The sequence below is a fragment of the Egibacteraceae bacterium genome (assembly GCA_040905805.1).
GTDB lineage: Bacteria > Actinomycetota > Nitriliruptoria > Euzebyales > Egibacteraceae > DATLGH01.
Genome location: JBBDQS010000053.1, coordinates 1 through 11,654, shown reverse-complemented (window position 1 = coordinate 11,654; position 11,654 = coordinate 1). Strand labels below are relative to the sequence as shown.

Sequence of the window (11,654 nt, the reverse complement as noted above, 5' to 3'; positions counted from 1 at the left end):
CGGGCCCCCCCCGCCACACCCGGCACAGCGGAGCATCGCCCTCGCAGGCTCGGGCGATGCACATGTCGGGGTCCGACAACGAGGCCATCCTGCACCTGATCACCGAGCAGGGCACAGCCGGGGTCGGTGCGCTGCGTGGGATGTACGCGTTCGCGGTGGCCGGCGCGGACGGGCTGTTCGTGGCGGGCCGTGACCCCGTCGGCATCAAGCCGCTCTACTGGGCACGTCGTGACGGCGCCGTGCGATTCGCCTCCGAGATCCGCGCGTTCCCGCCGGCCTGGCGGCCCCTGGTCGAGGCCTTCCCGCCCGGGTGCTGCTGGACGCCCGAGGCAGGCCTTGTTCAAGGGGCCGCGGTTGCCGGCACCCGGCCCGTCGCGCAGATGGCGGGGCTGTCACCGCTCCCGCCGCCGGTGTCCCCACCCGATCTGTTGGCAACGATCCGCGACGCGATCGTCCTCGCCGTGGAGCGGCGCATGATGGCGGATGTGCCCGTCGGGGTGTTCCTGTCCGGGGGACTGGATTCGAGCCTGGTGGCCGCGGTCGCCGCCCGCCACGCGGCGCGCCGGGGTGTGCAGCTGTCGACCTTCGCCGTCGGCACGCCCGACAGCCCCGACCTCCTCGCGGCGCGCGTGGTCGCCCACCACCTGGACACCGACCACCACGAGCGGGTGTACACCCCCGACGACGCCATGGCCGTGCTGCCCGCCGTGATCGCTGCCATGGAGTCCTACGAGCCTTCGCTCGTGCGCAGCGCCGTCCCCAACTACCTGCTCGCCGAGCTGGCGGCGCGCCACGTCAAGGTCGTGCTCACCGGCGAGGGGGCCGACGAGCTGTTCGCCGGCTACGAGTACCTGCGGGAGATCTCAGATGCCGGCGAGCTCCACGAGGAGCTGGTGCGGTCCGTGGCAGGCCTGCACCACCTGAACCTGCAGCGTTGCGACCGGGTGACCATGGCCCACAGCCTGGAGGCGCGCGTGCCGTTCCTGGACCTCGACGTGATCCGGCTGGCGCTGGCCCTCCCCGCGTCGTGGAAGCTGCCCGCCCCCGGGCGCATGGCGAAGCACGTCCTGCGCGAGGCGTTCGCCGGCTGGCTCCCCGCCGAGATCGTCTGGCGGACCAAGGCCCAGTTCGGCGACGGCAGCGGCGCCACGGCGGCACTGGGGCAGCGGGCGGCACTCGGCATCAGCGATGCCGACCTCGCAGCGGCGCAGGCCGTCCTGGACCCGCCGCCCCGAACCCGCGAAGAGCTCGCCTACCGTCGGCTTTTCAGCGACCACCTGCCCGGGATACGCCCGCACCGCGTTCTGGGTCGCTTCGCGACCGCGTAGGGCCGCCGCGTCCCACCGCAATCTGAAAGGCCCGTTTGATGGCACAGGCACCACGTGGCAAGTACGTGTTCGACGACGTGTACGACGCTCCTGATCCCCGTCCCTACTTCCGGACTCTCATGGAGTACGACTACCGGATTCCCCAGCAGGCCAAGCCGCTCCTGCGGCGTCTGGCCGAGGCGAGGCGTGCCCGCACCGGCCGGAGACCGACCGTCACGGACCTGTGCTGCTCGTACGGGATCAACGCGGCGATGCTCAAGCACGACCTGACCCTGGACGACCTGTACAGCCGCTACGGCTCGAACGACTTGCAGGAGATCTCCTCGGAGGAGCTGAAGGAGCGCGATGCCGCGTTCTTCGCGCAGCACCGGCTGCCGGGGGCGCCGCGGGTGCTGGGGCTTGACGTGGCGGCCAACGCCGTCGCCTACGCTCGCCGCGCGGGCCTTCTTGACGATGGATGGTCGGAGAACCTGGAGCGGGACGAGCCCTCCGGGGTGCTGACGAGTGGGATTCGCGACACCGACCTCGTCACCGTCACCGGTGGCGTGGGCTACATCGGCCCCCGGACCTTCTCCGCGGTGCTCTCGGCGGTGGCCCGGCCGGACCCGTGGGTCGCCATGTTCGTGCTGCGCTGGGTCGATGTGCGGCCGGTGGTTGAGGTGCTCGCCCACCACGGTTTGGAGACCGAGCAGCTTGGGGCCCGGACCTTTCCGCAACGCGAGTTCGCCGGCGCCGCCGAACGCGACCACGTGCTGGCCGCACTCAGCGAGCAGGGCGTCGACCCGGCCGGCAAGGAGTTGGAGGGCGCCCACCATGCCGACTTCTACCTGGCGCGACCCAAGGACGACGTGGCCGTGCTGCCCCTCGAGGCGTGGTTCGCCGACGACCCCGCCATGCGGGGATAGCGGTCAGACCAGACCAGGCTCCTGGTCGGCGCCGACCGGTGACGTCACCGCGCCGACGGCCTGCTCGGTCAGCTCGTGCAAGCGCGAGGCCAGCAGCGCCCGGACGTCGGCGCACACCGCCGTGCTGAGGCGCGGATCGAGACCCCGCTCCAGGCAGCCGGCCACCCGGCCGTGGAAGGCGTACACCGTCGATACCAAGGCTGCCGTGCTCGTGTCGCCCACGGCCTGCAGCGCCGCGATCAGGGCGAGCCACTGCGGATGGGAGGCGTCGTGGGCGGTCAGCACCCTGGTGGACGCCCACGGGACGCAAGCCTGCGCCAGCCCGTCGCTCAGGCCGGTGCACTGCTGCGTGAGGAAGCGCGCGGCAGCATTCCGATCCAGTGCCGGTCGGTCACTGGCGGGGGCCCCGCACGGCGGGATGAGAAAACACTGCTCTGCGCCCATAGTGTGTCGTTCTTGTCCGGGGGCATCCGGGGATCCGTTGCCCGTCACCTGGTTGATCGGCACCCAGTGCTCGGCCTTGAACCAGACGTCGTTCCGATTCCCGACCCGGCACCTCCAGACACCGGCATCATGGAGGTGTGCCGGAGCTGCCCGAGGTCGAGAGCGTCCGCCGGCAGCTGGCCCCCCGGCTGTCCGGCCGTCGCATCGTGGATGTGCGCGCCACGCCGCAGGCGCGGTTCAGTCGCCTGGAGGAGGTCCGCGGCCGGCGCATCGAGGCGGTCACGCGCCGCGGCAAGTACCTGATACTGCCGCTCTCGGCGGGGGGCAGCGGCAACGGGGGCCGCGAGCTCGTCATGCACCTCGGCATGACCGGGTCGTTCCGCTTCCGCGCCCCCGACGCCTACGTGCGCGCGACGTTCTCCCTGTCCCCGCCCGGGGGCGAGCATCTGCACTTCCGCGACGTGCGGCGGTTCGGCCGGCTGAGTGTCGTGGACCCCGGGGACTACGCGGGCATCGCCACCCTGGCGCACCTGGGGCCCGAGCCGCTGTCCGACGCGTTTCGTCCCGACGTGTTCCACGCAGCCCTCGCCCGCACCAAAATGCCGGTCAAGCCCTTCCTGCTCACCCAGCGGCCCGTCGCCGGGGTGGGCAACATCTACGCCGACGAGGCGTTGTGGCGCGCGCGCATCAACCCCCGTGCGCGCACCCTCGGGCCCGTGCGGGCGCGCAGGCTGTGGGCTGCCATCCGCGGGGTGCTGGCCGAGGCGATCGAGCGGGAGGGCACGACGTTCCGCGACTACCAGATGGTCAACGGCGAGTCCGGTCGCAACGCGGACTTCCTTGCCGCCTACGGTCGAGCCGGCGTCCCGTGTCCCCGCTGCGGGCAGCCCCTGGTGAAGGTCGTCCTCGGCGGCCGGGGCACGACCTACTGTCGCACCTGCCAGCGCCGCTGATGCCCCTGCCGGGGGGACCGCTCTACCGGACGGCGAGCACGATCTTGCCGACGTGCTCCCCAGCCTGCATCACCCGGTGGGCCTCCGCCGCCTGGTCCAGGGGCAGGACCCGGTCGATCACCGGTCGCAGCGTCCCGTCGGCGAAGCCCGGCCAGACCTCTCGTCGCAACCGCTCGGCGACCGCCGCCTTCTCCGGGGTCGTGCGGGCACGCAGGGTCGACGCGGCCACTGACAGCCGCCGGGTGAGCATGGGGCCCAGGTCGACCTCCGCACGGGTCCCGCCCATGAGGCCGATCACCACCAGGCGGCCCTCCACCGCCAGGCAGGCCAGGTTCCGCTCCAGGTACGCCGCTCCCATGATGTCCAGGACGACGTCGACGCCGCGACCACCGGTCGCCTCGGCGACAACCTCGGCGAAGTCGGACTCGCGGTAGTTGATGCCGATGTCGGCACCGAGGTCGGTGCAGGCGGCCTCGGTGAGCGTGAGGCCCCGTGGGATCGGCAGGGCGACCGCCGCGGGCACGGTGACCAGCTCGGCGTAGCCGCCGCCGGCGACAACCGCGCAGACACCCTCGCCGGGGGACCACCCGGTGACCGCACCGCCGACGGCGGCGACCTCCCCGGACATCTCCAGCCCGAGCACCTCGGTGACCCCCCTGGGGGGTGGGTACCGCCCACGGCGCTGCATCACGTCGCCTCGGTTGACCCCCGCGGCGTGGACCGCCACGAGCAGCTCGTCGGGACGGGGGACAGGGTCGGGCACCTCGACGACGCGCAGCGCGTCGGGGCCCCCGGGGTGGGGTGCGGTGACGGCTCTCACGATGGCGTCCTCTCACGGCCTGGCGCGGGGTGCAGGCTGCAGTATCCCCAGGGTGCTGCCCTCACGCCACGGGCGACTGGTAGCCTGGAAGGATCCGTTCTGATAGCAACCGGCGGTCAGCGCTGCGGTCGCGGCGCGTGACTGCGAGAGGAGTAAGGTGTCCGCTACGCCAGGCAGCATCGTTCGCGGCAAGGTAGTTCGTCTGCACGACTTCGGGGCGTTCGTCGAGATCGCGCCTGAGACGACAGGGCTCGTGCACATCAGCGAGATCGATCGTGAGTTCGTCGAGAACATCCACGCCTACCTCAGCGAAGGTCAAGAGGTCGACGTCAAGGTCGTCGCCATCAAGGAGGACGGCCGGATCGATCTCTCGATCAAGCGCGCCGACCCGGCGTGGGAGGACGAGGTCCAGCGCCGTCACACGACGAAGCCGGACAAGGAGTTCAACCAGCGGCTCCGCAAGTTCATGCACCAGTCCGACATGATCCAGGGCGAGGTGCGCCGCCGCCGCCGGTCCCACCAGTAGCCGCACGTCTGCGTCCGCCACCCACACCCGACCCGTGACCGCCGATGACGACGCGGTGTGGTGCGAGGGGCTGACCCGCGACTTCGGGGGCACCCGCGCGCTCGACGGCGTGGACCTCGCCGTCCCGCGCGGCACGGTCTTCGGTTTCCTCGGCCCCAACGGCGCGGGCAAGACCACGACGATCCGACTGCTCCTCGGCCTCATCGCGCCGACGGCGGGGCGGATCCGGGTCCTCGGCCGGGACGTGGCGACCGAGGGCGCCGAGGTCCGCCGGCGGACCGGGACGGTGCTCGAGCACCACGGCCTGTACGACGGATTGTCCGTGCGCGCCACCCTGGAGTTCGCGGCCGGCGCGTTCGGCCTCGAACGCGCCGCGGCGCGCCGGCGGGTGGAGGAGGTGGTCGAGGGGCTCGGCCTCGCGGCCCGGCTCGACGAGCGTCCGCAGAACCTCTCCCGCGGCATCCGCCAGCGCATGGCCGTCGCGCGTGCGCTGGTCGGCCGGCCCGAGCTCCTGGTGCTCGACGAGCCCACCAACGGGCTGGACGCGGCTGCGGCCGCCGGGCTGCGACGCGAGGTCTGCGACCTGGTCACGGCCGGCACGACGGTCTTCCTCACCACCCACCTGCTGGCCGAGGCCGAGCGGATGTGCGATGTCGTCACGGTCGTCAAGGAGGGCCGGGTGATCGCTGCCGGCACCCCGACCGAGCTGCGACGGGGAGCACGCGTGCGGCGGGTCCGCGTGGAGGGCCCCGGCGTCATCGACGCCTCCAGCCGGGTCCTGGCCCCGGGGGCGTGGACACGGACGGGCCCGGACGGGGTGGCGGTCACCGTCGATGGTCTCGAGGACGTGCCCGCGGTCGTCGCCGCACTCGTGCGCAGCGGAGCCGCCCTGCATCGTGTGGAACCGGAGGACCAGACCCTCGAGGCCGCGTTCCTGTCCCTCATCGCCGAGGTGCCCGAGGACGACCCCGCCCCGGCGGGGCCGGTGGACGGTGCCACCGTCGCGCCTGGCCGGGCGGTGTCATGAGCGCCGCGACCCCGCGTCCGGCCCGCAGGCAGACGCCCGACTGGCGGCTGGTGCTGCGCAAGGACCTGGGAGACATGCTCGGCCGGATGGGCAGCAAGCCCCTGACCAGGACGCTCGGCGTCGTGGCGGTGTTCGGGCTGATCGTGCCGCTGCGGTTTACCGGTGCGGCCAACCTGCCGGCGTTCTTCGCGGTGTTCATGGCCTTCCTGCCCGCTCGGCTGGTGGCGATCGACTCCCTGGCCGGCGAACGCGAACGGGGCACGCTCGAGTCGTTGCTCGCCTCGCCCCTGTCCGACACGGGGATCGCTGCGGGCAAGATCGCCGCCGCGACCGTCTACGGGGCGGTCCGCGGATGGCTGTTCGTCGGCGTGTGGGTCCCGGGAGCCCTGGCGGCCCGCGCCGTGGGGGTGGGGGTTCCCCTCCCTTCGCCCACCACCATGGCGCTGACCCTGGTCGGAGCCGTGGTCGTCGCCTACGCCGCTGCGGTGTTCGGCGTCTGGCAGTCCGCGCGTGCCCCGTCGGTCCGGGCGATCTCGGAGAGCGGCGGCCTGCTGCGCCTGCTCATCATCGTCACCGTGTTCTTCGTCGGGCCGTGGCTGCTCGGGCTCCTCAGCCCCACGGGACAGGCCCCGATGTTGCCGGTCCCCGGGTCGGACGCCGGGTTCTCGCTGGACGCGGCCCGCGTTGCCCTGGCCGGGAGCGCGACGACGGCCGTGGCCCTGGTGGCCGGCGTCGCCCTGGTCGGCGGCGTGTTGTTGTGGCGTCTCACGCGGGCCACGGTCCGCCGGTGCAGCCGCGAATCTCTGACGCTGGTCTAGGTTTGCCGGCCTAGCCAGAGGCGATGATCACGCCATCCGACGAGGAGGACGTTCACGTGGGCGACGTGCAGGCGGTGATCCTGGCGGGGGGCAAGGGCACCCGGTTGCGTCCGGTGACCGCGGACCTGCCCAAGCCGCTCGTCCCGATCGCGAACCGCCCCTTGATCGTGCACCAGCTGCGCCACCTGGCCGGCGCGGGGGTCGAGGACGTCACCCTGGCGCTCGGTTACAACGCGGAGCAGTTCAGCGGGGTCGAGGCTGAGGCGGAGCGCCTCGAGATCCGCCTCCAGCTCATCACCGAGCCGGAGCCACGGGGGACCGGCGGGGCCTTGCGCTGGTGCGCGGACCAGGGGGCGTTCGACGACCGGCCGCTGCTCTGGATGAACGGTGACGTGGTGGCCGGCCCGGACCTGGCGACCATGGGCAAGTTCCACGCCGAAAGGGACGCTGCTCTCACGTTCTGGCTGACCTCGGCGCGCAACGTCTCCGAGTTCGGGGTGCTCGAGCTGGACGGGGACGGGCACGTGCAGCGCTTCCTGGAGAAGCCGGCGCCGGAGGAGACCAGCTCGCACCTGGTGAACTCCGGGATCCTGCTGCTCCAGCCTTCACTGCTGGACCGCATCCCCCCCGACACGTTCTTCTCCTTCGAGCAGGGGCTGCTGCCGACCATGGTGAAGGAGCGCGAGCGCCTCTACGGCCTGTTCGACGGGGGCTACTGGCTGGACACCGGGCGCCCACAGTTCTTCCTGTCGGCCAACCGTCACGTCATGGAGGGGCGGGTCGACTGGTGGCCGGCTGGGGCCCTCACGGCAGACGGCCTGTGGGAGGGCGACGGCGTCGAGCGGGTGGGCAGCACGGTCATCCACCCGGCGGTGATCGGCTCGGCGACCCTGCTGGAGCCTGGCGTGCAGCTCTTCGGACGCACGGTCCTCGGTGATCGCTGCGTGGTGCGGTCGGGTGCGGAGCTCGAGGGGTGCGTGCTGTTCGACGACGTCGAGATCGGGCGCAACAGCGAGGTCCTCAACTCGATCGTCTGCGCCGGTGCCAAGATCGGCGACGATGTCGTGCTGCGCGACGCGATCGTCGGGGCGCGCACCGTGGTGGGCGACCGCAACGAGCTGCGCGGCGCGCGCCTGTGGAACGACGTGGAGCTGCCCGCGGGCGTGCTGGTGGTCGACCGGCGCTAGACGCCGAGCCGTCATGGCCAGGGTCGACGGCAGCGCTTGCGTGCCGCTATGGCCAGGGGTCGCGTGGGGGTACGGTGATGGTGCGTCCGGTGGGGCTGGTCCAGGTGACGGTGCCGGTGGTGTGGTCCAGGGTGGTGTCCCAGCCGTCGTCGATGAGGTGGTGGTGGGGTGTGCACAACGGCAGGGTGTCGTTGAGGTCGGTGGTGCGGGTGGCGTTCCAGGGGGTGACGTGGTGGGCTTGGGTCCAGGCGGCGGGCCGGTCGCAGTCGGTACCGCGGCAGTGCACGTCGAAGGTGGTCAGCACGGTGCGGAGCCAGGCGGGCAGGGTGCGGTGCTTGGCGCCCACGTTGACTGCACGCCAGCGTCCCAGGGTGAGCACGGCCATGATGGTGGTGGCGGGCACCAGCCCGCGGACGGTGGCGGGGCTCAGCGCCACTCCCGAACCGAACCGGGGTGGGCGTGGGCGCGGTGGCGGCGCCGGTGGTGAGGGCGGGTCGGGATCGGTGGGAACGCCTGCGCCGGGTCGGTGGCGGGGGTGTGCCCTGGGTGCGCATGGGGTTGGCCGGCGGTGTCGGGGTGGCTGGTCGCAGCAGCAGGGTCGGATTCGCCCGCGGCGGTGTCGGCGCCAGGCCCGTGGGCGTCGTCGGCAGCCTCGGCGTCGTGGGCGGGCGCACCGGCCGTGGCGCTGCCGGCGGCACTGGCCCTGCAGGTCGAGCTCGCCGCGCAGCGCGATCGCCTCGCGCAGCAGGGCCGCACCCATCGCCCTGGCGTCGGCGGCCGCGACCGGGGCGGTGAAGAACATCCACACGTGCGCGCCGTCGCCGGAACGCGACAGCTCCACGGCGGTGGGTAGGCCGGCCGCCTCGGCGGCCTCGCAGTAGGCCTGGACGTCCAGGCGCCACGTCGCCTTGTCGAAGTCGCAGGCGAGCAGGCGGCACGTGTCGCCGGGCAGCAGCGGGTACAGGCCGATCGTGTCGTGCCCCTCAAGGTGGGCGGCGATCACCTCGTCGGTCAGCGGCAGGTACTGCCGCTGTTCGCGCGGGACGCTCGGGCCGCCCTTGTGGACCGGCCACCAGCCGCTGGTGGCCTTGGCCCGGTTCTCGAAGCGACGGGCGTAGACGTCGCCGCGGCCGGCGAACAGCGTCCGGTACAGCGCCAGCTTCGCATGCCGCGACGAGCGCTGGTGGACATGGGGTACCGCGTCCACCGTCGGGCAGCGGCCCCACCGCGCCGGTGGGGCGAGGTTCCAGGCGCGCAGCAACGACGCCGTCGTGGTCGGCCCCACCGGCGGTGGCGTCGGCCAGGGCGCGGCGCAGCCCCTCGAGCGCGCCGCGGGTCCTGGCCAGCTCGCGGCGCAGCCTGGCGTTGTCCTCAGCGTGCACACAGCACGGCCGGGCAGGGTCGGCCTCCATGGGCCATCGAGTATGCACCGGGCGCCTCACTTTCGGCCCGGTGTCCGCACCGCCCCATCCCAACCCCGACACGATCGTGTTGGTATCCAGGACGGCTCGGATCACGAGACCTGCCGGGCCGCCGCGATAGCCTCGTCCACGGTGGCCGGATCTCGGCCGGAGTCGGACAGCGTTGGCAAACCTGAGTAGACGACGTCGCAGCTCCTCGCGAGCCTCCGCACGGACCATGGCCTTGAGCGCCTCCCACTCCTCGCGGCTCACCAGGTGGAGTCGCTGGATCGGGAGGCCAGCGTTTGGGCGTCACCCGCCAGTCGATCATCAAGGTCTGGATCGCCGAGCGGCTCGAGCACGGGGTCGAGCGCTGTGACGCGGGCGAGGTTGCCCTCGCTGCGCTCCGCAGGCACTCCGCTGTCAAGACATACCGGCGCGGGTTCCAGGCCAAGCACCTCACCTGCCTGCCGTGCGTGCCACCACGCATGGAGGACCGACTATCAGCTACGCGGCTACGTATCGCCGAACGTCCACGACGACACCCGCGTTCTCTGCTTCGCGGGCCAGGTCAAGAAGTTGCTGCGTGATCTGTGCGTCGAAGAAGCGTTCTCCGCAGATATCGCAGATCATCGCAGGAGTCTGCTTAACGACCAACGTCATCTCATTCCGCACGAGAACCTTGTCTGCCAAGCCGCTCTGAAGGGTTCCGGCGCGACACATGGGGCATGTCATCGCCGTCTCCTCGTGAAGCCCGAATCCCATCGATCTTCTGTTGGCTCGTACACCGTGATCATGAACGTCCCTTCGCCATTGCTGACGGGGCGGACGACGAGGTGGAGTGGGCGCACGCCGGCCCGGCCCAGCAGGAGTCGGGCACCATCGGCGTACTCCTCGATGGTCTCAGCGCTGTCGAACGCGGTCTGCACATCGGTGACGTCGAGTCCCCAGTTGAGCATGCGGTCGATGGCGTGCTCGCTGAAGATGAGCAGCGAGTCCATGGCACCTCGATCATGGCACTGGGCACGAGAAGCATGGTGGGCATGCTACCGCTGCCGGCTGTGGCGAGGACGCCGCTGACACCGATGCGTTGCTGATCGCCGTCGGGTTGCTCGTCGTGTCGCCCCAGGATGACGCTGCAGACACCGACAGTCCGTCGGTGCGGTGCACCACCGCGGCGATGTGTACTGTCCTTTGGTGCGGCACGACTTCTAGGCGGATGCTGCTGGGCAGCCCGCGGCTGCCGTCCAGGTGAAGGGTGGCCGGGAGCAAGGCGGTCGTAGATGCGCCAGCCGGCGCGGCGCAGCAGCAGCTGCGGGGCCCAGCCCGCGGCGCGCCAGGCCTGGTATGGGGGCGCACGGAGGGGGAGCCATGTGGGGCCGCAGGGGTGCACATGTCGTGAGCGTGGTGCTGGTGGCGGCCTTCGGTGCGGGGGGGTGCGGCTCCGGGGTGAGTTTCACGACGACCCCGGCCTCGCCGGAGCCCGGGAGGACCACGGTCTGCCCTGGCGTGCCCGGCGACGAGTCGGTGTCACCCGGGTGCGACGAGTTTTTCGACGGCGAGGCCGCGATGGGTGCCAACCGGGGCTATCGGGAGCGGTCCGAGCTGTCACCGGAGAACCGAGAGCGCGCGGCGGCCCACAGGGACCGGATCACGGCGCTCCTGGTGCCGGCGGCGGCCGACGGGCCGCTTGACCGCGACGCCGTCGAGAGGTTGCTGGAGGGGGTCGATGCGGTCAGGTCGGTGGCCGGCTACGGCCGCTCCGACGAGGCGGGGCTGGCGCTCGGCATCTCGACCGTGGACGGCTGCGTCTACGGGGGCGTGGACGGAAGCGAGGTCTCTCTCGAGCCTGGCGGCGGGATCGCGGATGGTGGTTGCCTGCCGGCACAGGGGCACTGAGGTGGGTGCTGTTGGCGGCGGTCGGCCAGTGCTCGGCCGAGAGATCAGCCAGGCTGGGTGGACTCCAGTGGGCGGCCAGCGAGTTTGTGACCGGTCGTGGCCTTCGACTCGTACCGGCCGCACCGGCGGCGGATCCGTGCGCGGCGTCGGCGGGCTCGGTGTCGGTGTCGGCGGGCTCGGTGTCGGTGTCGGCGGGCGCGGTGTCGGCGTCGGCGGGCGCGGTGTCGGCGGGCTCGGTGTCGGCGGGCTCGGCGTCGGCGGGCTCGGCGTGGGTGGGCTCGGTGTCGGTGTGGTGTGGGGTGGGGGGGTGGGTGAGGCCTGGTAGGTCGATGCCCAGCCAGTCGTCG

General features: G+C 72.1%; 13 protein-coding genes. 9 read left to right on the top strand and 4 right to left on the bottom strand.

Going from position 1 to position 11,654, the window contains the following annotated elements; all coding sequences use genetic code 11:
- Both WD250_06670 and WD250_06665 read left to right on the top strand, forming a co-directional pair.
- Positions 1–1,328: asparagine synthase-related protein (locus WD250_06670; GenBank protein MEX2619884.1), on the top strand; the 1,328-nt coding region annotated here is incomplete at its 5' end.
- A gap of 38 nt (positions 1,329–1,366) precedes the next feature.
- Entirely contained in the window at positions 1,367–2,233 is an 867-nt protein-coding gene (locus WD250_06665) for a hypothetical protein (GenBank protein ID MEX2619883.1), read from the top strand.
- 3 nt (positions 2,234–2,236) lie between these two features.
- Here WD250_06665 and WD250_06660 read toward each other — a convergent pair whose 3' ends face one another.
- Entirely contained in the window at positions 2,237–2,677 is a 441-nt protein-coding gene (locus tag WD250_06660; GenBank protein MEX2619882.1) for a hypothetical protein, read from the bottom strand.
- 137 nt (positions 2,678–2,814) lie between these two features.
- On the opposite strand from WD250_06660, the gene mutM reads away from it, so the two are divergent.
- Complete coding sequence (mutM, locus tag WD250_06655; protein MEX2619881.1) at positions 2,815–3,630, top strand: bifunctional DNA-formamidopyrimidine glycosylase/DNA-(apurinic or apyrimidinic site) lyase; 816 nt, start codon at positions 2,815–2,817, stop codon at positions 3,628–3,630.
- Between the two features lie 22 nt (positions 3,631–3,652).
- On the opposite strand, the gene WD250_06650 is transcribed toward mutM, so the two are convergent.
- Entirely contained in the window at positions 3,653–4,450 is a 798-nt protein-coding gene (locus tag WD250_06650) for an NAD(P)H-quinone oxidoreductase (GenBank protein MEX2619880.1), read from the bottom strand.
- A 157-nt stretch (positions 4,451–4,607) separates the two neighbouring features.
- On the opposite strand from WD250_06650, the gene WD250_06645 reads away from it, so the two are divergent.
- The 4 genes from WD250_06645 to WD250_06630 are packed head-to-tail and all read left to right on the top strand — an operon-like array spanning position 4,608 to position 8,008.
- Positions 4,608–4,976 (top strand): S1 RNA-binding domain-containing protein, encoded by a 369-nt coding sequence (locus WD250_06645; protein ID MEX2619879.1) that lies wholly within the window; start codon positions 4,608–4,610, stop codon positions 4,974–4,976.
- Between the two features lie 34 nt (positions 4,977–5,010).
- Positions 5,011–6,003 (top strand): ABC transporter ATP-binding protein, encoded by a 993-nt coding sequence (locus WD250_06640; protein MEX2619878.1) that lies wholly within the window; start codon positions 5,011–5,013, stop codon positions 6,001–6,003.
- On the top strand, positions 6,000–6,821 hold the full coding sequence (locus WD250_06635; GenBank protein MEX2619877.1) for an ABC transporter permease subunit: 822 nt from the start codon (positions 6,000–6,002) through the stop codon (positions 6,819–6,821). The genes WD250_06640 and WD250_06635 overlap by 4 nt, the downstream gene beginning before the upstream one ends.
- A 23-nt stretch (positions 6,822–6,844) precedes the next feature.
- Positions 6,845–8,008: an NDP-sugar synthase gene (locus WD250_06630; protein MEX2619876.1), complete on the top strand. Its 1,164-nt coding sequence runs from the start codon at positions 6,845–6,847 to the stop codon at positions 8,006–8,008.
- A gap of 46 nt (positions 8,009–8,054) precedes the next feature.
- Here the strand turns inward: WD250_06630 and WD250_06625 are convergent, their stop codons facing one another.
- Together WD250_06625 and WD250_06620 are read right to left on the bottom strand one after the other, a co-directional pair.
- A complete protein-coding gene (locus WD250_06625) occupies positions 8,055–9,293 on the bottom strand; it encodes an HNH endonuclease (protein MEX2619875.1) in 1,239 nt (412 codons plus the stop codon).
- A gap of 846 nt (positions 9,294–10,139) precedes the next feature.
- Entirely contained in the window at positions 10,140–10,409 is a 270-nt protein-coding gene (locus tag WD250_06620; protein ID MEX2619874.1) for a DUF4258 domain-containing protein, read from the bottom strand.
- Between the two features lie 397 nt (positions 10,410–10,806).
- On the opposite strand from WD250_06620, the gene WD250_06615 reads away from it, so the two are divergent.
- Together WD250_06615 and WD250_06610 are read left to right on the top strand one after the other, a co-directional pair.
- Entirely contained in the window at positions 10,807–11,307 is a 501-nt protein-coding gene (locus WD250_06615) for a hypothetical protein (protein ID MEX2619873.1), read from the top strand.
- 136 nt (positions 11,308–11,443) lie between these two features.
- Entirely contained in the window at positions 11,444–11,632 is a 189-nt protein-coding gene (locus WD250_06610; protein ID MEX2619872.1) for a hypothetical protein, read from the top strand.
- Positions 11,633–11,654 lie beyond the last annotated feature (22 nt).